This window comes from Bradyrhizobium canariense, from assembly GCF_019402665.1.
GTDB lineage: Bacteria > Pseudomonadota > Alphaproteobacteria > Rhizobiales > Xanthobacteraceae > Bradyrhizobium > Bradyrhizobium canariense.
In genome coordinates, this window is the sequence record NZ_VSST01000055.1 from 1 (window position 1) to 21,247 (window position 21,247).

The 21,247-nt window shown below is 63.2% G+C and carries 18 protein-coding genes and 1 pseudogene; 10 read left to right on the forward strand and 9 right to left on the reverse strand.

Annotated elements, in window-relative coordinates; all coding sequences use genetic code 11:
* Positions 1 to 26: 26 nt before the first annotated feature.
* Positions 27 to 1,160: a nitronate monooxygenase gene (locus tag FXB41_RS27540; protein ID WP_219683974.1), complete on the reverse strand. Its 1,134-nt coding sequence runs from the start codon at positions 1,158 to 1,160 to the stop codon at positions 27 to 29.
* Between the two features lie 304 nt (positions 1,161 to 1,464).
* Between FXB41_RS27540 and yghU the strand changes: the two genes are divergently transcribed.
* Entirely contained in the window at positions 1,465 to 2,346 is an 882-nt protein-coding gene (gene yghU / locus FXB41_RS27545; RefSeq protein WP_007593714.1) for a glutathione-dependent disulfide-bond oxidoreductase, read from the forward strand.
* A 137-nt stretch (positions 2,347 to 2,483) separates the two neighbouring features.
* Here yghU and FXB41_RS27550 read toward each other — a convergent pair whose 3' ends face one another.
* From FXB41_RS27550 to FXB41_RS27560, 3 genes are all read right to left on the reverse strand, one after another.
* Positions 2,484 to 3,761 carry an acyl-CoA dehydrogenase family protein gene (locus tag FXB41_RS27550; RefSeq protein WP_007593713.1) on the reverse strand — a complete coding sequence of 426 codons (1,278 nt, stop codon included), beginning with the start codon at positions 3,759 to 3,761 and terminating at the stop codon, positions 2,484 to 2,486.
* A 273-nt stretch (positions 3,762 to 4,034) separates the two neighbouring features.
* On the reverse strand, positions 4,035 to 4,415 hold the full coding sequence (locus tag FXB41_RS27555) for a VOC family protein (protein WP_219683975.1): 381 nt from the start codon (positions 4,413 to 4,415) through the stop codon (positions 4,035 to 4,037).
* 109 nt (positions 4,416 to 4,524) lie between these two features.
* On the reverse strand, positions 4,525 to 5,304 hold the full coding sequence (locus tag FXB41_RS27560; protein ID WP_219683976.1) for an SDR family NAD(P)-dependent oxidoreductase: 780 nt from the start codon (positions 5,302 to 5,304) through the stop codon (positions 4,525 to 4,527).
* 167 nt (positions 5,305 to 5,471) lie between these two features.
* On the opposite strand from FXB41_RS27560, the gene FXB41_RS27565 reads away from it, so the two are divergent.
* Genes FXB41_RS27565 through FXB41_RS27575 form a run of 3 tightly spaced genes read left to right on the forward strand, consistent with a single transcriptional unit; the run spans position 5,472 to position 7,637 of the window.
* Entirely contained in the window at positions 5,472 to 6,260 is a 789-nt protein-coding gene (locus FXB41_RS27565; protein ID WP_219683977.1) for an enoyl-CoA hydratase/isomerase, read from the forward strand.
* Positions 6,261 to 6,270: 10 nt separating this feature from the next.
* The gene (locus tag FXB41_RS27570; RefSeq protein WP_219683978.1) at positions 6,271 to 7,257 is read left to right on the forward strand and encodes a phosphotransferase family protein; all 987 of its coding nucleotides are present in this window, start codon (positions 6,271 to 6,273) and stop codon (positions 7,255 to 7,257) included.
* A gap of 2 nt (positions 7,258 to 7,259) precedes the next feature.
* Positions 7,260 to 7,637: a DUF6285 domain-containing protein gene (locus FXB41_RS27575; protein WP_219683979.1), complete on the forward strand. Its 378-nt coding sequence runs from the start codon at positions 7,260 to 7,262 to the stop codon at positions 7,635 to 7,637.
* A 161-nt stretch (positions 7,638 to 7,798) separates the two neighbouring features.
* Here FXB41_RS27575 and FXB41_RS27580 read toward each other — a convergent pair whose 3' ends face one another.
* Positions 7,799 to 8,578, reverse strand: a complete 780-nt coding sequence (locus FXB41_RS27580; protein WP_219683980.1) for an enoyl-CoA hydratase-related protein — start codon at positions 8,576 to 8,578, stop codon at positions 7,799 to 7,801.
* 208 nt (positions 8,579 to 8,786) lie between these two features.
* Between FXB41_RS27580 and FXB41_RS27585 the strand changes: the two genes are divergently transcribed.
* Positions 8,787 to 10,061: an acyl-CoA dehydrogenase family protein gene (locus tag FXB41_RS27585; protein ID WP_219683981.1), complete on the forward strand. Its 1,275-nt coding sequence runs from the start codon at positions 8,787 to 8,789 to the stop codon at positions 10,059 to 10,061.
* A 196-nt stretch (positions 10,062 to 10,257) separates the two neighbouring features.
* Here the strand turns inward: FXB41_RS27585 and FXB41_RS27590 are convergent, their stop codons facing one another.
* The gene (locus FXB41_RS27590; protein WP_219683982.1) at positions 10,258 to 11,835 is read right to left on the reverse strand and encodes a fatty acid--CoA ligase; all 1,578 of its coding nucleotides are present in this window, start codon (positions 11,833 to 11,835) and stop codon (positions 10,258 to 10,260) included.
* A 219-nt stretch (positions 11,836 to 12,054) separates the two neighbouring features.
* The gene (locus FXB41_RS27595) at positions 12,055 to 12,927 is read right to left on the reverse strand and encodes an SDR family oxidoreductase (RefSeq protein ID WP_027516806.1); all 873 of its coding nucleotides are present in this window, start codon (positions 12,925 to 12,927) and stop codon (positions 12,055 to 12,057) included.
* A 116-nt stretch (positions 12,928 to 13,043) separates the two neighbouring features.
* On the opposite strand from FXB41_RS27595, the gene FXB41_RS27600 reads away from it, so the two are divergent.
* The 3 genes from FXB41_RS27600 to FXB41_RS27610 all read left to right on the forward strand — a co-directional run bounded on the left by FXB41_RS27600 (position 13,044) and on the right by FXB41_RS27610 (position 16,103).
* Positions 13,044 to 13,853 (forward strand): crotonase/enoyl-CoA hydratase family protein, encoded by an 810-nt coding sequence (locus tag FXB41_RS27600; protein WP_219683983.1) that lies wholly within the window; start codon positions 13,044 to 13,046, stop codon positions 13,851 to 13,853.
* Positions 13,854 to 13,982: 129 nt separating this feature from the next.
* The gene (locus tag FXB41_RS27605) at positions 13,983 to 15,527 is read left to right on the forward strand and encodes an acyl-CoA synthetase (protein ID WP_219683984.1); all 1,545 of its coding nucleotides are present in this window, start codon (positions 13,983 to 13,985) and stop codon (positions 15,525 to 15,527) included.
* 171 nt (positions 15,528 to 15,698) lie between these two features.
* Positions 15,699 to 16,103, forward strand: a complete 405-nt coding sequence (locus tag FXB41_RS27610) for a YccF domain-containing protein (protein WP_219683985.1) — start codon at positions 15,699 to 15,701, stop codon at positions 16,101 to 16,103.
* A gap of 893 nt (positions 16,104 to 16,996) precedes the next feature.
* Here FXB41_RS27610 and FXB41_RS27615 read toward each other — a convergent pair.
* A complete protein-coding gene (locus tag FXB41_RS27615; RefSeq protein ID WP_219683986.1) occupies positions 16,997 to 17,914 on the reverse strand; it encodes an NADP-dependent oxidoreductase in 918 nt (305 codons plus the stop codon).
* A gap of 359 nt (positions 17,915 to 18,273) precedes the next feature.
* Entirely contained in the window at positions 18,274 to 18,897 is a 624-nt protein-coding gene (locus FXB41_RS27620; RefSeq protein WP_219683987.1) for a TetR/AcrR family transcriptional regulator, read from the reverse strand.
* Between the two features lie 126 nt (positions 18,898 to 19,023).
* On the opposite strand from FXB41_RS27620, the pseudogene FXB41_RS27625 reads away from it, so the two are divergent.
* Both FXB41_RS27625 and FXB41_RS27630 read left to right on the forward strand, forming a co-directional pair.
* Positions 19,024 to 19,901: pseudogene (locus FXB41_RS27625) on the forward strand (SDR family oxidoreductase).
* Between the two features lie 194 nt (positions 19,902 to 20,095).
* Positions 20,096 to 20,578, forward strand: coding sequence for a cupin domain-containing protein (locus FXB41_RS27630; RefSeq protein WP_007593682.1), 483 nt, complete (start codon positions 20,096 to 20,098; stop codon positions 20,576 to 20,578).
* Positions 20,579 to 21,247: the final 669 nt, after the last annotated feature.

Below are 21,247 nucleotides of genomic sequence, written 5' to 3' on the forward strand. Positions count from 1 at the left end.
GCGCTCGCAATGACGGTGTGTGGCAATCACTCCGCCACCAGCGAATTCATATGCTCGACGGCTTCGGCGAACTCTTCCTTGAACTCCTGCACCACCGCGCCGGCCGACTTCACGCTGTCGATCAGCCCGACGCCCTGGCCGACGAAGTAACTCACGAGATCGCGCGCCTTGGCATTGCCGCCCGCCGCCGCGCGGTCGATCGCGTTGAAGGCGTCGCGGCTGACGATGCTTTGCAGAGGCATCGGCAATGCGCCGGGGCTCTCGGGTGCGCGGTCCCAGGCATCGGTCCAGACCGAGCGAAGCTGCCGTGCCGGCTTTCCGGTGCGGCCCTTCGAGCGCACCGCATCGCGCGACGATGCCGCGATCATCTTCTCGCGAAAGATCTCCGTGGTCTCCGACTCGACGGTGGCAAGCCACACCGAGCCGGTCCAGGCGCCCGCGGCACCCATCGCCATGCAGGCCGCCATCTGCCGTCCCGTCATGATGCCGCCGGCGGCGAGCACCGGCACGTCGCGGATATTCTTGATCGCCTTGATCACCTCCGGCACCAGCACCATGGTCGAGACCTCGCCGCAATGGCCGCCGGCTTCGGTGCCCTGGACCACGAGGATATCGACGCCGGCCGCGACCTGGCGCAGTGCGTGCTCCTTGGCGCCGACCAGCGCCGCAACCGGCACGCCGTGCTTCCTGCCCATCTCGATCATGGCCTTCGGCGGCACGCCAAGCGCATTGGCGATCAGGCGGATCGGGTGCTTGAACGAGACCTCCAGCAGCTCTAGCGCGGTCCTGCCATCGAACGGCTGCGGCTGGTTGTCGGCGACCTCGGTGGTCGTGAGTTCGATGTCGAATTTCTTCAGGAGATTGCGCGTGTAGTCGCGGTGCTCCTGAGGCACGCGCGCTTCAAGGCTCTTCCAGGTGACGTCCTTTTCGCCCGAGGTCGAGATGTTTTCGGGGATCAGCACGTCGACGCCGTAGGGCTTGCCGTCGACGTGATCGTCGATCCATTTCAGCTCGCGCTCCAGCGTATCCGGCGTGTGCACGGTGGCACCTAACACGCCAAAGCCTCCGGCCCGGCTGACGGCGGCGACGACATCGCGGCAATGGCTGAAGGCGAGCAGGGGGAAATCGATGCCCAGCATGTCGCAGATCGGCGATTTCATCGTTCCCTCCGGCGGGCCTTCGCGTTGCTGTTGTCGCAATCTTGAGCGAAGGCTCATCGACGCTAGACCATCGTCTTGCGCTATGCCAATCCGGATTTGGCGGCGCATCTTGCGTGCACACGCCGTGTTACGCGAAGCCGCACGCATGGCTCGACAGATGCGGCCTCTGGTGCAGGTCGTCCTCGGCAACGTCGGATGCATGACGCGGCCTCGAGGCCCGCGCCGGACGCAGGGCCGGCAGGGCTTGCCATCGGCCGTCCGTGGGCTAATTAATGCAGACGCATCTTTTCGCCGGAGCCCCCTCATGACCGACACCCCCGCCTACGTGCCGCCCAAAGTCTGGACCTGGAACAAGGAGAACGGCGGGCAGTTCGCCAGCATCAACCGTCCCATCGCCGGTCCCACTCACGACAAGGAGCTGCCGGTCGGCAAGCATCCCTTCCAGCTCTATTCGCTGGCGACGCCGAACGGGGTCAAGGTCACCGTGATGCTGGAGGAGCTTCTGGCGCTCGGCCACAAGGGCGCGGAATACGACGCTTGGCTGATCAGAATAGGCAACGGCGACCAGTTCGGCAGCGGCTTTGTCGACATCAATCCGAATTCCAAGATCCCGGCGCTGATGGACCGCTCCGGCCCGGAGCCGATCCGGGTGTTCGAGTCCGGCTCGATCCTGTTCTACCTCGCCGAAAAGTTCGGCGCCTTCCTGCCGAAGGACATCAAGAGCCGCACTGAAGCGATGTCGTGGCTGTTCTGGCAGATGGGCAGCGCGCCCTATCTCGGCGGTGGCTTCGGCCACTTCTACGCCTACGCGCCGACCAAGATCGAATACGCCATCGACCGTTTCGCGATGGAGACCAAGCGCCAGCTCGACGTGCTCGACCGCCGGCTCGCCGACAACGAATATCTCGCCGGCAGCGAATACACCATTGCCGACATGGCGGTGTGGCCCTGGTACGGCGCGCTCGCCAAGGGGCTGGTCTATGGCGCGGGCGAATTCCTCTCCGTGCAGGACTACAAGCACGTGCAGCGCTGGACCGACCAGATCGCCAAGCGTCCGGCCGTCAAGCGCGGCCGCATGGTCAACCGTGTCTCCGGCGATCCCGCCAGCCAGCTCCACGAGCGTCACGACGCCAGCGACTTCGAGACCAGGACGCAGGACAAGGTCGGCGAGGTGGCCGCGTCGTAGGCGCATCGCTGAACATCGCAGTATTGTAGGGTGGGTTAGCGCTAGCGTAACCCACCTCTTTCGCTTCCCCGGAGACGAACAGTGGTGGGTTACGCTTCGCTAACCCACCCTACGGCAGGGCCGCGCTTGGCGAGACCTCACGCCATGCTCAGCTCGTGGCGTCCCACCACCATCCAGTGCACCTCGTCCGGACCGTCCGCGAAGCGGAGATGACGGACGTCCTGGTACATTTCGGCGAGCGGGGTCCAGTGCGAGATGCCCGTGGCGCCGTGCATCTGGATCGACTGGTCGATAATCTTGCAGGCGCGCTCCGGCACCATGGCCTTGACCATGGAGACCCAGACACGAGCCTCCTTGTTGCCGAGCACGTCCATGGCCTTGGCGGCCTTCAGCACCATGAGCCGCATCGCCTCGATCTCGCAGCGCGCCTGCGCGATGATCTGCATGTTGCCGCCGAGATGGGCGATCTTCTTGCCGAAGGCTTCACGGGTGAGGCCACGCTGCACCATCAGGTCGAGTGCCTTCTCGGCCTTGCCGATGGTGCGCATGCAGTGGTGGATGCGGCCGGGGCCCAGCCGAAGCTGCGAGATCTCGAAGCCGCGGCCTTCGCCGAGCAGAATGTTCTCCTTGGGCACGCGCACGTTGTTGAAGCGCATGTGCATGTGGCCGCGCGGCGCGTGGTCCTGGCCGAACACGTACATGGGGCCGAGCACCTCGACGCCGGGCGTGTCGCGCGGCACCAGGATCTGCGACTGCTGCTTGCTCGGCGCCGCATCCGGATTGGTCTTCACCATCACGATGAGGATCTTGCAGCGGGGATCGCCGACGCCGGAGATGTAATACTTCTCGCCGTTGATCACCCATTCGTCGCCGACGAGCTTGGCGGTGGTCGAGATGTTCTTGGCATCGGAGGAGGCGACGTTCGGCTCGGTCATGACATAGGCCGAGCGGATCTCGCCGTTCATCAGTGGCTTCAGCCACTTCTCCTTCTGCTCCTTGGTGCCGACGCGCTCCAGCACCTCCATGTTGCCGGTGTCAGGCGCCGAGCAGTTCATGCTCTCCGAGGCCAACGGGCTCTTGCCGAGCTCGGATGCGATATAGGCGTAGTCGAGATTCTTCAGGCCCTGGCCGGTCTCGTCGTCGGGCAGGAAGAAGTTCCAGAGGCCTTCCTGCTTGGCCTTGTTCTTGGCCTTCTCCAGTACCTCGAGCTGCTTCGGCGTGAAGCTCCAGCGGTCTTGTTTCCCTTCGCCGGCCTTGGCGAATTCGATCGACATCGGTTCGACGGTGTCGCGGATGAACTTCCTGACGTGATCATAGAGCGGCCGGACCTGGTCCGACATCCTGAGGTCGTTGAGCTCGTCGCCGGGATTGAGGGTGTAGTTGGTGGTGCGGGGAATATAGGTGTGTTTTGTCATTGTTCCTCCCGGGTCGCTGAGATCGCGTTGACCCGGAGAATAGTCGCAGCGTCGCCAAAGTGCGAGCGTGCATTTTCCAACGCGAGCCATGCCATGCGATGGAATTTCGCAGGGCGTTTGAAATGTTGTTTGAATGGGACGGTTGCCGCGAGCGCTGCTGTCATCGCCCGCGAAGGCGCGCGATCCAGTAATCCGTGACGGACATGATTGAATCGAGAAGCCGCGGCGTACTGGATTCCCCGCCTTCGCGGGGAATGACAGTGTTTGCTGTGGCTAATTCGCCATCCGATGCATGGCGCAGATCTTATTGCCGTCGAGGTCGCGCAAATACGCGATATAGAGGTTGACGCCCGGGCCTTGGCGGATGCCGGGCGGATCTTCGCAAGGAACGCCGCCGGCAGCGATGCCGGCCGTATGCCATGCATTGACCTGCTCCGGCGAGTTGGCGGCAAAGCCGATGGTGCCGCCATTCGCAGGCGTCGCCGCTTCGCCGTTGATTGGCTTCGTCACCGAGAACACGCCGGTCTTGGTGATGTAGAAGATGCGATGGCCGTCGACGCGCGCTGGCCGCATCTCGAGCGTGGACAGCAAATTGTCGTAGAAGGCCTTGGCCTTGTCGAGGTCGTTGGTGCCGATCATCACGTGTGAAAACATTTTGCCCTATTTCCCTCATCTTGTAGCCCGGATGGAGCGCAGCGTAATCCGGGTCTTGTTTGCTTTTGGCCGTTCCGGATTGCGCTGCGCTCCATCCGGGCTACGAGAATCAAAACGCCGTATAGCCGCCGTCGATCACGAACGTATCCGCGGTGTGGTACGACGACGCCTTGCTCATCAGATACACTGCGATGCCGCCGAAATCGCTGGCTTCGCCAAAGCGGCGCACCGGAATGCGCGGCATCACGTTTGCGACGAATTTCTCGTTGGCCATCAGGCCCGAGGTCATGTCGCTCTTGATCCAGCCGGGCAGGATCGCGTTCGCGGTGACGCCGTGGCGCGCCAGCTCAACGCCGAGCGCGCGCACCAGCGCGTTGATCGCGGCCTTGGTCGCCGCGTAGTGCTCGTTGCGGGCGGTACCGAAGATCGAGGCGAGACTCGAAGTCGCCACCAGCCGACCGAAGGGATCGCCCGCATTGGCGCGCTCGGTCATGTGTTTTGCGGCCGCCTGGAACGCGTGGAACACGCCGTCGAGATTGGTCGCAAACATCCCACGCCATTCCTCTTCGGTGCGTTCGATGAAGGAGCGTCGGCCGCCGCCGCCGATGCCGGCATTGGCGAAGCAGCCGTCGACCCGGCCGAACATGTCGAGCGTGGCCTTCATCGCGGCATTGACCGAGGCCGGGTCGGAGACGTCGCAGACCCGCGCGTCGACCTTGCCTGATAGCCCGGCCAGGCTCGCGGCAGCGCTGCTGTTCTTGTCAGGATTGCGGCCCCAGATCGAGACGTTGCAGCCCTGGCCGGCGAGCGCCTGCGCGATGCCTAGCCCGATGCCGCCATTGCCGCCGGTGATCACGGCGACCCGTCCCGAAAGGTCGAAAAGGTTCATGGCGCGTTTCCTGTTTTTTTGGCATGCGCGCATCAGCCGCTGCGCGCAAGATTGCTTGCTATGCTCTGATCACCATGGACAAGACCGTGCCAAAAATCAAATATGCGCCCCGGCAAAAGTAATTCCGGTCTGCGAAACTGGCGCAGGCCGCAACTCACGAGGAAACCATGCAGTTCAAACACGTCACGCTCGATCTCGATGGCTCGGTCGCGATCCTCAAGCTCGACCACCAGGAGGTGATGAACGCGGTCTCCGTCGACATGCTGGGCGGTCTCGCGGAAGCGCTCGACACGATCGAGGAGAAGAAGGACGAGGTGCGCTGCGTCGTGCTCACCGGCGCGGGGCGGGCGTTCTGCACCGGCGCGAATCTCCAGGGCCGCAACAACCAGTCGAAGAAGACCAAGGCCGGCCTGACGCTTGAGGCCGGCTTCCATCCCTTCCTGCGCCGCATCCGCAATCTGCATTGCCCGATCGTGACCGCGGTCAACGGCCCCGCGGCCGGCGCCGGCATGAGCTTCGCGCTGCTCGGCGACATGATTTTATGCGCGCGGTCCTCTTACTTTCTTCAAGCCTTCCGCCGTATCGGCCTGGTGCCGGATTGCGGCTCGACCTGGCTCTTGCCGCGGCTGATCGGCAAGGCGCGCTCGATCGAATTGTCGCTGATGGGCGAGCGGCTCCCAGCCGAGAAGGCGCTGGAATGGGGCCTCGTCAACCGCGTCTATGATGACGGCGTGCTGATGGAGGAGGCGATGAAGCTCGCGCATGACCTCGCCAGCGGCCCGACGGTCGCGCTGTCGCTGATCCGCAAGCTCTACTGGGACAGCCCGGAAAATTCCTTCGAGGATCAGCTCAATCTCGAATTCCAGTGCCAGCTCCGCGCCGGCGACACGGATGATTTCCGCGAAGGCGTCGGCGCCTTCTTGGAGAAGCGGCCGGCCAAATTCAACGGCAGGTGATCAAGGGCAAATGATCGAGGCCGAACTCTCCCGCAGCGTTGCGCGCTGGTGCCCGGGCGCAACTGGTGTCGCTGGCGTGGCAAGACTGTCCGGCGGCGCCAGCCAGGAGACCTGGCGCTTCGACATCGTGCATCCCGATGGGCCGATCGGTGCGATCCTGCGCCGCTCGCCGAAGGGGTATGGCGCGGCGCCGACGCGCGCGGCAGGACTCGGTGCGGAAGCGCAGCTGATGCAGCTTGCCTATGAGGCCGGCGTGCCGTCGCCGCGCGTGATGCATGTGCTCGTGCCGGACGACAATCTCGGCACCGGCTTCATCATGCAGCGGGTCGAGGGCGAGACCATTGCGCGCAAGATCCTGCGCGACGACGAGTTCGCGGCGACGCGGCCGCTTCTCGCGCGGCAGATTGGCGAGGTGCTTGCGAAGCTGCACGGGCTGCCGCGGGACAAATTGCCCGAGCTGCGCAGCCGGTCCGCGACCGAGGAGATCGCCGAGTTCGAGCGCGATTATCGCAGTCTGGACTGGCCCAAACCCGTGTTCGAGCTGGCGCTGCGCTGGCTGCGCGACCACGATCCGGGTCCTTCGGCCGAGACGACGCTGGTGCACGGCGATTTCCGCAACGGCAATCTCATCATCGGCGCAGACGGCGTGCGCGCGGTGCTTGACTGGGAGCTCGCTCATCTCGGCGATCCCATGGAGGATCTCGGCTGGGTCTGCGTTAATTCCTGGCGTTTTGGCGAGATCGACAAGCCCGTCGGCGGCTTTGGCTCGCGTGAGGAGCTGTTCGCCGGCTATGAGGCGGCTGGGCGGAAGGTCGATCCATCGCGTGTCAAATTCTGGGAAGTGATGGGCACGCTGCGCTGGGGCATCATGTGCGGCGGCATGATGCAGCGATTTCGAGAAAGTCCGGACCATTCGATGGAACGCGCCATGATCGGACGCCGTGCCTCCGAGACCGAGATCGATCTGTTGCGGCTGCTGGTGCCGCGGGGGAGTTGACCATGCAGGACGAGCCGACCCCGATCGAGCTGACCAAGTCAGTCGCCGATTTCCTCCGCAACGATATCGCGCCGCTGATCTCCGGCCACCAGGCTTTCAAGCTGCGCGTCGCCATCAATATTCTCGATCTCGTGACACGGCAGTTGACGCTGGAGGAGGGGAGCGATGCCGCGGAGGTGGGGCGGTTGCGCGCGCTGCTGGGTATGGATGGGTCGGTGACCGATCTCAACCGCGCGCTCGTCGAGCGCATCGCCAAGGGCGAGGTCGATCTGGCGACGCCCGGCCTTGCCGAGCATCTGTGGGCGACCACGATGGACAAGCTCGCGGTGGATCAGCCGAATTACGCGTCGTACAAGCGGGAGCTGGGGCGAGGCGGGTAGTAAGGTTGCGCGTCTGCTGTCATCGCCCGCGCAGGCGGGCGATCCAGTACTCCGAGACGGCTGTGGTCGAGTCGATAGGCTGCGGCGTACTGGATGCCCCGGTCAAGCCGGGGCATGACACCGCTGATGCTGGGACGCCCGTCGTCGTGACGGAGAGGCCTTCACTTCCCCATCCATTTCGGCGGCCGCTTCTCCGCAAATGCCTTCGGTCCCTCGATGTAGTCCTGCGAGGCCGCCATCGCCTTCACGGCCGGATAGTCGCGCTGCTGCTCGATCGCCTGCTCCAGCGACACGCCGAGGCCCTTCTGGATCGCCTGCTTTGACGCGCGGATCGACATCGGCGAATTCTTGGTGATCATCTCAGCCCAGCGCAGCGCGGCCGTGAGCGCCTCGCCCTGCGGCACCACCTCATTGACGAAGCCGAGTTCGAGACCCTCTTTGGCGCTGACGTGGCGCGCGGTGAGGATCATGCCCATGGCGCGCTTCAGCCCGATCTGGCGCGGCAGCCGGTGCAGGCCACCGGCGAGTGCGGCGAGGCCAACGCGCGGCTCGGGCAGCGCGAAGGTCGCGTTCTCCGAGGCAATGATGAGGTCGCAGGCTAGCGCGATCTCGAAACCGCCGCCCATGGCCACGCCATTGACCGCGGCGATGATCGGCTTGTCGCAGTCGAAGCGCGCGGTGAGGCCGGCAAAGCCGCCCTTGTCCCAGCCGCGCTTGCCGCCGGCCGCCTGCCACTTCAGATCGTTGCCGGCGCAGAACGCCTTGTCGCCGCTGCCCGTGACGATCGCGATCCACTGCTCGGGATCGGCGGAGAAATCGTCGAACACTTTGTTGAGCTCGAAATGCGCGTCGGTGTGCAGCGCGTTGTAGACCTCGGGCCGCGACAGCGTGACGATCGTGATCGGCCCCTTGCGTTCCACCTTTGAGAATTTCAGCTCCATGGTCGCTCCCGCAGTTTCTCGTGAAGGAATATTGCCGGAATACTACCGCGCCACCGCGCTAGAGCACCATCGAATTGCGCAATGCGCCCTGCGCATCCGGTACGCCTCCCATTGCTTGACTTGGCGACGCTCTTCTCACCTTAATCGTGCGAAGCAAAGCTGCGCCCAGCGCCTTAACGCAAAACGAAAAAACACCCGGGAGAGAGCCGTGGATTTCTCATTGCCTGCCGATCTCGTCGCCTATCTCGCAGAGCTCGACCGTTTCATCGAACGCGAGATCAAGCCGCTGGAAGAGGCCGATGATAATATCCGCTTCTTCGATCATCGTCGCGAATGGGCCCGCACCGATTTCGAGAATGGCGGCCTGCCGCGCCACGAATGGGAAGCGCTGCTGCGCAAGGCCAAGGATCTCGCGGACGCGGCCGGTCATTTGCGATTTCCGGTGCCGAAGCAATATGGCGGGAAGGATGGCTCCAATCTCTGGATGGCCGTGATCCGCGAGCACTTTGCCGCCAAGGGGCTCGGCCTGCACAACGATCTTCAGAACGAGCATTCCATCGTCGGCAACTTCCCCGTCGCTACCATGCTCGATCGCTACGGACGCGACGACCAGAAGGCGATGATCGACGGTTCGATCAAGGGCAAGTACCGCATCACCTTCGGCCTGACCGAGCCCAATCATGGCTCCGATGCCACCCACATGGAAGCGCGCGCGGTGCCCGCGACCCGCGACAACGTCAAGGGCTGGATCATCAACGGCGAGAAGATGTGGACCACCGGCATGCACGTCGCCACGCATTGCGCGCTGTTCGCGCGCACCAGCGGCAATGACGGCGATGCCCGCGGTATCACCTGTTTCCTGGTGCCGGCCAAGAGCCAGGGCGTGAAGATCGAAGAGTACATGTGGACCTTCAACATGCCGACCGATCATCCTCGCGTCAGCTTCACGGACGTGTTCGTTCCCGAGGACGCGCTGTTCGGCGAGGTCGGGCGCGGCCTGTCGCTGGCACAATGTTTTGTCCATCAGAACCGTATCCGGCAGGCGGCGAGTTCGTTGGGGGCAGCGGTCTACTGTATCAACGAGAGCGTGAAATATGCGCGCGAGCGAAAACCGTTCGGCAAGGCGCTGGCCGAGAACCAGGCGATCCAGTTCCCGCTGGTCGAGCTTGCGACCCAGGCCGAGATGCTGCGGCTGTTGATCCGCAAGACCGCCTGGGAAATGGACAAGCTCACTGAGGAGCAGATCGAGCGCACGCTCTCCGACCGCGTCTCGATGTGCAACTACTGGGCAAACCGCCTGTGTTGCGAGTCTGCCGACCGCGCGATGCAGGTTCACGGCGGCATGGGCTACTCACGCCACAAGCCGTTCGAGCACATCTACCGCCACCACCGCCGCTACCGCATCACCGAAGGCAGCGAGGAGATCCAGATCCGCAAGGTGGCGGGATTTTTGTTCGGCTATATGGGGCCGGGGAAGCATTAGCTGTTATCGCGAGCGAAGCGATCCAAAGTCTTTCCAGAGAGACAGTCTGGATTGCTTCGTCGCAAGGGCTCCTCGCAATGACGGAGGAGAGAGGTGCGCATCCGCCTCCACACCGTCATTGCGAGCGAAGCGAAGCAATCCAGAGATGTCGCCATGGACGGAGCTCCCGATTGCACCATCGCTTCTCGCAGTCGGCCTAATTCACCCTTCTATCCTTCCCCGCCCAATACGGCTCGCGCAATTGCCGCCGCAAAATCTTGCCTGACGGATTGCGCGGCAGCGCCGGCAGGAACTCCACGCTCTTCGGCGTCTTGAAGCCGGCGATGCGTTCGCGGGTGAAGTTGATGATGTCGGTGGCGGTCGCCTGCTTGCCCGGCTTCATCACCACGACGGCCTTCACCGCCTCGCCCCATTTGTCGTCGGGTATGCCGATCACTGCGGCTTCCGCGACGTCGGGATGATCGCACAGCGCGCTCTCGACTTCGGCGGGATAGATGTTCTCCCCGCCGGAGATGATCATGTCCTTGATGCGGTCGTGGATGTAGAGATAGCCGTCTTCGTCCATGTAGCCGGCGTCACCGGTGCGAAGCCAGCCGTCGCCGCGTAGTGTCGCGGCGGTCGCTTCCGGCAGGTTCCAGTAGCCTGCCATGTTGGAGCCCGAGCGTGTCGCGATCTCGCCGACCTCGCGCGGCGGCAGCGGCTTGCCATCGACATCGAGGATCGCGATCTCGACGCCCGGCAGCGCCTTGCCGGCCGAGCGCATCCGCTCCAGCCCCTCGATATGATCCTCCGGCGGCAGCGCGACGATGGTGCCGGTGGTCTCGGTCATGCCGTACATCTGCACGAAGCCGCATTTGAAGATCTCGATGCATTCCTTCAGCAGCGCCGCCGGTATCGGCGAGGCGCCGTACAGCATGTATTTCAACCGCGAGAAATCGACAGTCCTCGCGCGCGGCTGCCGCACCACGAACTGCATCGCGGCGGGCACCATGAACAGCTTTGTGATGCCGGACTGCTCGAAGAAATCCAGCACTTTTGTCGGATCGAACTCGCGCGCGATCACGCCGCGGGCGCCGTGATAGAGCCCCATCACGCCCCAGCCGGATCCGCCGATGTGGAAGATGGGCATCGCCACCAGCGACACGTCGTCGGTCGACCACCGGTTCCATTCAGGCTTGTCCTCGGCATTGCCGGTTTGCACGAGGTTGAGGAAGTTCGCATGCGACAGCATCGCGCCCTTCGGCTTGCCCGTCGTACCCGACGTATAGAGCTGAATCGCGATGTCCTTCGCGTCGATCGGCACCTTGGGATCATCGCCACTCTGTGCATCGCGCCAAGCTGTAAAATCCTGCCATTCCGGCGCGCCACCTTCGGTGGTGATGACGCTGCGCACGCCCGGCAACTGGCCCTTGATCTGGCGGACCAGGGCGATGAACTCAGGTCCCACGAACAGCACCGGCGCTTTGCAGTCGCTCACGATGAAGGCGACCTCGGGGCCCGCGAGCCGCCAGTTCACGGGCGCCATCACCACGCCGGCCTTCATGGCGCCCATCAGCAGCTCGAAATAGATGTCGCTGTTCTTGCCGAGATAGGCGATGCGCTCGCCGCGTCTCACACCCATCGCGATCAGCGCGTTGGCCACTTTATTCGTCTTGACGTCGAATTCGGCAAAGCTGGTGACGCGGCCTTCGAACTCGAAGGCGATCGCGTTGCCGCGGCTCTTGGCGCGCTCGCGCACCATGTCGGCGAGATTGGCCAATGGCTGTGTGGTCATGTTTCTCCCATACCGTCTTGTTCTTATGCCGCGGAGTGTGGCGTCATCCGCAGGGGAAGACAAGACGGGGGAAGGTACGCCATGGCTTCAACGTCGTCGTCCTGGCGAAAGCCAGGACCCATAGCCACAAAACGCAATTTGGCGAAGACCGGCCATGGCCTATCTTCGCCAAAAAACATTCGGTGGGAATGGGTCCTGGCTTTCGCCAGGACGACTACGTCACCCCCGCTTCGCACGATCCTTTTCGTTCTGCGCCATGATGCTCTCGCGCGCGGTTTTCCAGTCGTCGTCGCTCCAGTCGCGGAGCTGGTAGAAATTGCCGCCCATCGCGAGCGCCTGCGCGCCGTCCATGGCGATGGTCTCGCCGGAGATCCAGTCGCAGCCGCCCGAGATCAGGAACACGGCGACGTTCTGCAATTCCTCCATGGTGCCGACGCGGCCCATCGGGTTCATCGCCTTGGTGCGCGCGCCGGCTTCGTCACCGGGCTTGATGCGCTTGCTCATGCCCTCGGTCGGGATCTCACCCGGTGCGATCGTGTTCAGCCGGATGCCGTAGCGGCCCCATTCGGTTGCGAGCGACATCGTCATCGCGTGGATCGCGGACTTGCTCATCGCCGACGGCACCACGTAAGGCGAGCCGTTGCGCACCCAGGTCGTGGTGATCGAGACGACGTTGCCGGGCTGCTTCAACGCGATCCAGCGCTTGCCGACCGCTTGCGTCACGTAGAACGTGCCGTGCATGACGATGTTGGCGACGGCGTCGAAGCCGCGCGGCGACAGTTCCTCGCTGCGCGAGATGAAATTGCCGGCGGCGTTGTTGATGAGATCGGTGAGGGGGCCGTCGCGAAAGATGGTCTCGATCATCTCCTCGACCGCGAGCGCGTTGCGGATGTCGACGCCGTGGCTGCTCACGCGGCCGCCATACTCGGCCATCAGCTCGGTCGCGGTCTCGTCGCAAACGATCTTGCGCCGGCCGCAAATGTGCACCTCGGCGCCGAGCTGGAGGAAGCGCGCCGCCATCGACTTGCCGAGCCCGGTGCCGCCGCCGGTCACGAGGATGCGCCGTCCCGCCAGAAGATTTTCCTTGAACATGGCTGTTTTCCCCGTTGCGATTGTCGATTAATTGATCGATTGACTAAATCCGGCCGCCGTCGTCCTGTAAAGCGGCACCGAACAAGAACAGCAGGGAACCAGGGGAGAATTCATTCATGGAAGAGCGCGTCTCGATCTCGATCTCGGAAGGCGTCGCCGATGTTCGGCTGGTGCGCGCGGACAAGATGAATGCGCTGGATCAGGCCATGTTCGAGGCCCTTGTCGCCGCAACCGACCGGCTTTCAAAGGACAAGAGCGTGCGCGTCGTCGTGCTGTCTGGCGAGGGCCGCGCCTTCTGCGCCGGTCTCGACATGGGGCGTTTTGCCGCCATGAAGGAGAAGGGCGGCAACGGAATTCCGGGTGGCGAAAATCGCGATCTCACCAAACGCACGCACGGCCAGGCGAACTTTGCGCAACAAGCGGTGTGGGGCTGGCGCCAGCTTCCGGTCCCGGTGATCGCCGCGATCCAGGGCGTCGCCTTCGGCGGCGGCTTCCAGCTCGCGCTCGGCGCCGACATGCGCTTCCTGACCCCCGATGCGCGGATGTCGGTGATGGAAATCAAATGGGGTCTGGTGCCCGACATGGCGGGCACGCCGATCCTGGCCTCGCTCGTACGAGACGACATTTTGCGCGATCTCACCTACACCGGCCGCATCTTCTCCGCGCAGGAGGCGATGGCTTACGGTCTCGCCACGCGCATCTGCGACGACCCGCGCGCGAGCGCCCTCGAAGTCGCGCGCGAGATCGCGGGAAAAAGCCCCGATGCGATCCGCGCCGCCAAACGCATGCTCAACAATCTCTCGGTCGATCCGGGCCCCGCGCTGCTTGCCGAGTCCGTCGAGCAGCAGAACCTGATCGGCAGTGCGAACCAGACCGAGGCGGTGCGAGCCAATCTGGAGAAGCGCGCGCCGAAGTTTGCGGATTAGCGCAGACCTCATCCCGAGGAGCCGCGAAGCGGCGTCTCGAGGGATGGGCCACGGGCTCTCATGGTTCGAGACGGCGCCTTGCGCCTCCTCACCATGAGGGGCAACTTCAACAACAAAGAAAAACCAACAATGAGCGAAACGTCAAATTTCCTCGGCATCGTCTCCGGTGAGCGCAGCCGCTCCCATGCCGAGGTCGCTGATCGTGCCGATCGCATCGCCGCGGGCCTCAGCCAAATCGGCGTCAGGCAGGGCGATTGCGTCTGCATGTTGATGCGCAACGACATTGCCTTTCTGGAAGCTGCCTATGCCGCGATGCGGCTGGGCGCCTACGGCGTGCCGATCAACTGGCACTTCAAGCCGGAGGAGATCACCTACATCCTGAACGACACCGGCACCTCCGTGCTGATCGGCCATGCCGACATGCTGCATGCCTTGCGCGATGCGATCCCGAAAGGCGTCACCGTGCTCAGCGTGCCGACGCCGCCGGAGATCCTGTCCAACTACAAGATCGATCCCGATCATCTGAAGACGCCGGACTTCGCGATCGATTTCGAACCTTGGCTCGCACAGCACCAGCCCTATGACGGCCCGATCGTGCCGCAGCCCATGAACATGATCTACACCTCGGGCACGACAGGCCATCCCAAGGGCGTACGGCGCAATGCACCGACGCCGGAACAGGCGGCCGCCGGCGAGCGCATGCGCGCGATGATCTACGGGCTGAAGCGCGGGGCGCGCACGATCCTGCCGGGCCCGCTCTATCACTCCGCGCCGAACTCGTTCGCCATCCGCGCGGGAAAACTCGGCGGTGCACTGGTGCTGATGCCGCGCTTCGAGCCCGAGGAATTTCTCGGGCTGATCGCCCGGTACAAGATCGACACGATCTTCATGGTCCCGACGATGTTCATCCGCCTGATGAAGCTGCCGGAGGAGGTGCGCAGGAAATACGACGTCTCCTCGCTGCGCCACATCATTCACGCCGCAGCACCCTGTCCGGCGGACGTCAAGCGCGCCATGATCGAGTGGTGGGGGCCGGTGATCTACGAATTCTACGGCTCGACCGAATCCAGCGCCGTCACCTTCGCGACCTCCGAGGACGCGCTGAGGAAGCCCGGCACCGTCGGCAAAATATCACCCGGCGCCGAGCTGCGCTTCATCGGCGCGGATGGACGCGTGCTGGGCGTAGGCGAGATCGGCGAGATCTATTCCCGCATGGCCGGGATGGCCGATTTCACCTATCACAACAAGCCGGAGAAGCGCGCCGAGATCGACCGCGACGGCTTCATCACCTCGGGCGACGTCGGCTATATCGACGAAGAGGGCTACGTCTTCATCTGCGACCGCAAGCGCGACATGGTGATCTCGGGCGGCGTCAACATCTACCCGGCCGAGATTGAATCCGTACTGCACGCCGTGCCCGGCGTGCATGATTGCGCGGTGTTCGGCATCCCCGATGCCGAGTTCGGTGAGGCGCTGATGGCCGTGGTCGAGCCGCAAGCCGACGTTACGCTCGACGCCGCCGAAATCCGCGCCCGGCTGAAGGCCTCGCTCGCCGACTACAAGGTGCCAAAACACATCGAGATCCGCGCCGGGCTGCCGCGCGAAGATTCCGGCAAGATCTTCAAGCGCCGCCTGCGCGATCCCTATTGGGAGCAGGCGGGGCGGAAGATCTGACGGTGCGTAGTGCGTAGCCCGGGTGAGCGAAGCGATACCCGGGATAATAAGCCCCGGATGTCGCTTCGCTCATCCGGGCTACACACGCCCGTGAATTCGTGAGCGGCTTCGTCGACCGCAACCTCGCTCATCGTGCTATACTCACGGGATCACCGTCTCGCGGATCATCCCATGGCTCCCGTTTCCATCCTGCTCAACCTGCTCTGGATCCTCATCGGCGGCGCCTGGATGGCGCTCGGCTGGCTGGTCGCCGCGGTCATCATGGCGATCACCATCATTGGCCTCCCGTGGGCGCGGGCAGCGTTCAACATCGCGGTCTACACGCTGATGCCGTTCGGCTCGCGGGCGGTCAGCCGCTATGAGGTCACCGGTGTCGAGGATGTCGGCACCGGCCCGCTCGGGGTGATCGGCAACATCATCTGGTTCGTGCTCGCCGGCTGGTGGCTGGCGCTCGGCCATCTCCTCACCGCCCTGGCCCTCGCAATCACAATCATCGGCATACCCTTCGCGTGGGCCCACCTCAAGCTCGCGGGCATCGCGCTCTGGCCGATCGGCAAGGTGATCGTGCCGGCTTAGGGGACCTCGTAAGCGTCCCCGCGGCACATCCTTCGAGACGCCTGCCGTTGGCGGGCCCTCAGGATGAGGGCGGAACACGTGGCTGCAACGAATCCCGACGCAACTCAGCCTCATCCTGAGGAGACCGCGAAGCGGTCGTCTCGAAAGACGAGGCGCTTGCTCAGCTCGTAAGACGGGTAGAGCGCCAGCGAAACCCATCAATCCGTCCGCCGATGATGAAGCATGATGGGTTTCGCAAGGGCTCAACCCATCCTACGCGCTGATTCGAAGTGGACCACGACTGCTTTCGACCGGGCGTAGGTATCCTGCCCCTCGGCAATGCGTCAGATTCATTGCAACTTTTTCCCGGCTTCATTGTTGAAGATCGGGAGCGAACGCGACCGCAATGTGCCGCGTGGGCTGGCCCTTGGCTCATTCTTATCGGGAGGCGATTGCATGAAGTGGCTTTGTTTGATCGGCTTTGTGGCGGGGGGCGTTGCTTTAATACCCTCACCTTCTGCTTCGGCGATGCCCGCTGCCAAGCCGGACGCACTGGGCGCGTCACAGACTGCCACTATCGAGGTCAAGGGCGGCCACGGACACGGCGGTGGCCACGGCTGGGGTCATCACGGCGGCCGTGGTCATCATTACGGTTGGGGCAGAGGCCGAGGTCATCATTATGGCTGGCGGCACCATCACCACTGGTGAGCGTCACGATTGTCCCGAGATCGGAGTTGGTACCGATGTTAATACGGACCGCGAAGCACATCCGGGAGCTTGAGGACCAACCAAGCTCGTAGGATCGGTAGAGCGTGAGCGAAACCCATCAAACCGTCCGCCGATGACGAAGCATGATGGGTTTCGCAAGCGCTCGGCCCATCCTGCACGCTGCGTGCATCAATGCGCATGCGCCCTCAGGGACGAACGCGAATGATCGTATTCCCCTTGCGTCGCCTGGTCGGATTTAAGGCGGCGACGGCATCGTCGAACATCGAGACGTTGCCGATGTTTGTCCGCAATCGTCCGTCCCGCACCCGCTGGACGATCTCACTCAGTTGGGCACGATCGGCCTCGACGACAAAGTCGACCGCCAGGCCGTCGGAGGGTCGCGCCTCTGCGGGCCCGACGATGGTGACCAGTGTTCCTCCGGCTCGAATCAATGCTGCGGACCGCTTCTGGATGTCACCGCCGATGACATCGAACACCAAGTCGACTTTGCCGATGTCTTCCAGGGCATCGTTGTCGAGGTCGACGAACTCCTTCGCGCCGAAGTCGAGCACCGTCTGACGGTCGGCGGCGCGTCCGGTGCCGATGACGTGGGCGCCGGCCTCTCGTGCGAGTTGCGTCACCATCGACCCGACTGCACCGGCCGCGCCGTGTGCGAGGACGCTTTGCCCCGCCTGAAAGCGGCCGTGCTGGAACAGCCCTTGCCATGCCGTCAGGCCCGAGATCGGCAGGCTTGCGCCCACCGTGAAGTCGACGTCGCCCGGGAGCGGCGCGAGATTGCGTGCCTCGATCGCCACATACTCGGCGAGCGTGCCGTCGCGATACCAGTCCGCGAGGCCAAACACCCGCTGTCCTACCGACAACCCCGTAGTGCCATATCCGAGAGCGGTGACCACTCCAGCCAACTCGTGCCCAGGGATCGACGGTGTTCGGTCACGCTCGAGGCGATCGGTCCAGGTCGAGGGCCATGTCAGCTCGGTCGGAACAAATCCCGACGCATGAACCCGAACAACGACATCGTTTATCGATGCCTGCGGTTCGGGCCGCTCCACCAGCTTCATCCCGGCCGTTCCCGCGGCCCGTTCCCTCACAACGATCGCCTTCATAGGATTATCTCCTCGGTCATTGTCTGTTGATGCAACTGTTGCAGGCAGCGTAAGCACAACGGCAATCTACAAACTGCCGGGCAGTGTGGAAGTGTCCGCGATCTGCGCTGTCTGCATTGACCGGCTCGTACTGAGACTGCCGATCGGGTTCGCTTCGGTCGCGGTACTAGCAGCTAGATGCGTCGCGCCTGGTCATGAAACCAGTACCAAGATTGCAAATTCTGGCTGTACCAAGCGCATTCAGGCGGCGCTTAGCTTGAGCGCGTAGGATGGGGAGAGCGCCAGCGGCCCCCATCGATCCGTCCGCCAGTGACGAACCAGGAAGAGTTTCGCAAGGGCTCCAGATTAAGGGCTCCAGATCAAGACGACGATGCGATCCCTTGTTCCAACAACACTCTGGCTGCCTCGCGGTTAGCCTCGACGATGGCGGGATCACGCGTTGACTGTGCGATCACGAGCGAGCCTTCGAACAGCGACAGGATCTGGATCACGGCCCTTTCGGGTTTGCTCAATGACAAGGGCTCAACGAGTGACGCAACGAAGTCGTGCAACTTTGTAAAATACGCTGCGATGGTCGCCTCTACGCCCGGGGAGTTTGCCTCCGGGCCGAATTCGGCCATTCCTTTGGCGAACGGACAGCCGCGGAACGAAGGCGCAAGGAGCGGTTGTTCGAGTGCGTCGAAAACAGCGAGAACGCGCTCCACTGGCGTGAGACCGGCTCGCTCGGTGGAGGTCGAAAGCATCTGAAACCAGACGGCGCTCTTGTAGCGCAGATAAGTGGCGATGAGGTCGGCCTTCGAGGGAAAGTGCTTGTAGAACGTCATCTTGGCCACGCCGCTTTCGGCGATGATCCGGTCGATTCCGACGGAGTTGATGCTGAACCGGTAAAACAGGTCTGACGCCGTCTTCAAAATGCGCTCGCGCGGGGCGAGCGCATCGAGCGGTTGAATATCCACGTCCACGAAATCAAGCACCGTGCCCATCGATCGTCCTTAACCGAGCCGTTTACGTCGCTGGACAGACTATTCTGTCCATTTAAGGATTGCAAAGACATACAGGTCTGTCTATAGACTTCATTGTCCCCTTGGATTTGAGAGAAAGATCGTGAGATGAGCGGAAAAGTTGTGGTTGTGACGGGTGCGAGCAGTGGTTTTGGGAAACTCACCGCCTTGGAGCTCGCAAAGCGGGGTCACACGGTGGTTGCTACCATGCGCGATGTCGCAGCAAGAAATAGCCGTGTTCGCGACGAGCTTGTCGAAGCGGCAAAGGCTGAAAGGCGTGCGCTCCAGGTCCTCGAGATGGACGTCGCCGACGAACAATCCGTCAACGCCGCGATCGCGGAAGTCGTCCGGCAGCACGGCCGGGTCGATGCCCTGGTCAACAACGCGGGAATGATGCCCGTCGGCGTTACCGAAGCCTATGCGGTCAAGGATATCGAAGCGCAGTTCGCCGTGAACTTCTTCGGCGCGGTTCGCACCGATGTGCCGTTCTGCCGCACATGCGGGCTGCCGGCAGCGGCGTCCTCGTCCATGTCACGTCGCTCATGGGGCGGGTGGTCTTCCCGTTCTTCGGTGTCTATTCCGCCAGCAAGTTCGCGCTCGAAGCCCTCGCGGAAGCCTACCGCTACGAGCTTTCGAGCTTCGGCGTGGATTCGGTCATCGTCGAGCCAGGCCCGTTCCCGAGCAACCTTCTTCCATCCAGCCCCGAACCCTCCGACCACGCCGTGCTGAAAACCTATGGCGATGTCGCGGCGATCCCGGGTCAGATCAAGCAGCACTCCAACGATGGAAACGATCCGCAGAATCCGCCGCAGCCCCAGCTCGTCGCGAATGCGATCGCGCAGCTGGTCGAGGCCACGGAACGGCGGCCTCTGCGGACGGTCGTGATGCCCGAAGGCATGGATCTCGGTGTCCAGCGTCTGAACGAGGCCGTCGCCCCGATTCAGAACGACCTTCTTCGCGCGCTCGGCATGGCGAGTATGATTTGACGCGAAGGCGATAAGCACACTGTACAGCTCGTAGGAAGGATAGAGCGTGAGCGAAACCCATCACCGTCCGCCGATGACGAAGCATGATTGGTTTTGCGAGCGCCAAACCCATCCTACGCGTGCTGACGACCCATGGCAGAGAAAGACCACTTGGAGTAGAGTAGCGGCGCCGGATATTTTCAACGGAGCCCGAGATGTCCTTTCTCAAGTTTGGGATCGGTTTGTTGGCCGTCCTTGCGACGAGTGGATTTTGTGCGGCCCTCGCGGAAGATAATTCACTTGAATACAAGCGCGTGACGGCGACCGAACTGAAGTGGAGCCCGCTGCTTTCGATGCCTAAGGGGACGCAATCGGCGGTGCTACACGGCAATCCGGGCAAGCCGGGCCTCTATACCGTTCGACTCAAAGTACCGGCGAATTCCAAAATGCCTGTGCACTCTCACCCCGATGAACGCGTTCGCGTCATCATTTCGGGGACGTACTATTCTGCGCTGGGCGACAAGGTCGATGCATCGAAGCTCCTGAGCTTTCCCCCCGGTACGTTTTCGCACGTGCCGCCAAAGGTGTGGCAGTTTGCGGAAACCAGGGACGAAGAGGTGATCTTCGAGATTACCGGGATTGGACCGACAGGCATCGACTATTTGAACGCCGAGGATGATCCTCGAAAGCAAAAATAACGTTGGTCGACCTGCCGAGCGCTTCAGCACTCGTAGGATGGGTAGAGCGTCAGCGAAACCCATCAATCCCTCCGCCGCAGACGAAGCATGATGGGTTTCGCAAGCGCTCTACCCATCCTACGCGGCCCAAGGCAGAGCGGATGGCTCTCTCACACCATAGCCATGTCCGCTCGTGGCAGTGGGTGGGGCGCTCAGTCGACGCCGAGCACACCATTCCTCGCGTTGCCCGACAGGCAAAACACTGCCACAGACAGGTCAAGCACTGCGTTGCCAAATATTCTGATTGACCGAATTTATCGCTTCGGGTAAACCGCAGCCATCCCGGCCCGCTAAAAAGGGCGTTTCGCGATCGTCACGATACGTGAGCCGGGATGCGATGGACGCGGCAGCGCCGGCGCGTGACGAGGTGGCAGGGCGGGCTATGCCTGTGAGCCATCGCGATCCGCGCGAACGACCCGGCGCGGTCACAGCGGTTCTTTTCGGCTTCGGTGGCGAGCACGCGCAAGCTTCCGGAGCTCCGGGGAGGGACGTCCGCGGACGGCAAAAGCGTGTGGTCCTGACGCCCGGGGTCTGTGCGTCAAGGCTTGCGGTGATGTGCGGCCCGACCGGGTGCGCGCATCGATCATCCGCAAGGCGACGGGGGCAATAGTGCATCGCTCCCCGGGGAGA

Bases quoted from the DNA above. Each gene is read 5' to 3' on its own strand.
- FXB41_RS27540 (WP_219683974.1), bottom strand. From the start codon at position 1,160: ATGAAATCGCCGATCTGCGACATGCTGGGCATCGATTTCCCCCTGCTC.
- yghU (WP_007593714.1), top strand. From the start codon at position 1,465: ATGACCGACACCCCCGCCTACGTGCCGCCCAAAGTCTGGACCTGGAAC.
- FXB41_RS27550 (WP_007593713.1), bottom strand. From the start codon at position 3,761: ATGACAAAACACACCTATATTCCCCGCACCACCAACTACACCCTCAAT.
- FXB41_RS27555 (WP_219683975.1), bottom strand. From the start codon at position 4,415: ATGTTTTCACACGTGATGATCGGCACCAACGACCTCGACAAGGCCAAG.
- FXB41_RS27560 (WP_219683976.1), bottom strand. From the start codon at position 5,304: ATGAACCTTTTCGACCTTTCGGGACGGGTCGCCGTGATCACCGGCGGC.
- FXB41_RS27565 (WP_219683977.1), top strand. From the start codon at position 5,472: ATGCAGTTCAAACACGTCACGCTCGATCTCGATGGCTCGGTCGCGATC.
- FXB41_RS27570 (WP_219683978.1), top strand. From the start codon at position 6,271: ATGATCGAGGCCGAACTCTCCCGCAGCGTTGCGCGCTGGTGCCCGGGC.
- FXB41_RS27575 (WP_219683979.1), top strand. From the start codon at position 7,260: ATGCAGGACGAGCCGACCCCGATCGAGCTGACCAAGTCAGTCGCCGAT.
- FXB41_RS27580 (WP_219683980.1), bottom strand. From the start codon at position 8,578: ATGGAGCTGAAATTCTCAAAGGTGGAACGCAAGGGGCCGATCACGATC.
- FXB41_RS27590 (WP_219683982.1), bottom strand. From the start codon at position 11,835: ATGACCACACAGCCATTGGCCAATCTCGCCGACATGGTGCGCGAGCGC.
- FXB41_RS27595 (WP_027516806.1), bottom strand. From the start codon at position 12,927: ATGTTCAAGGAAAATCTTCTGGCGGGACGGCGCATCCTCGTGACCGGC.
- FXB41_RS27600 (WP_219683983.1), top strand. From the start codon at position 13,044: ATGGAAGAGCGCGTCTCGATCTCGATCTCGGAAGGCGTCGCCGATGTT.
- FXB41_RS27605 (WP_219683984.1), top strand. From the start codon at position 13,983: ATGAGCGAAACGTCAAATTTCCTCGGCATCGTCTCCGGTGAGCGCAGC.
- FXB41_RS27610 (WP_219683985.1), top strand. From the start codon at position 15,699: ATGGCTCCCGTTTCCATCCTGCTCAACCTGCTCTGGATCCTCATCGGC.
- FXB41_RS27615 (WP_219683986.1), bottom strand. From the start codon at position 17,914: ATGAAGGCGATCGTTGTGAGGGAACGGGCCGCGGGAACGGCCGGGATG.
- FXB41_RS27620 (WP_219683987.1), bottom strand. From the start codon at position 18,897: ATGGGCACGGTGCTTGATTTCGTGGACGTGGATATTCAACCGCTCGAT.
- FXB41_RS27630 (WP_007593682.1), top strand. From the start codon at position 20,096: ATGTCCTTTCTCAAGTTTGGGATCGGTTTGTTGGCCGTCCTTGCGACG.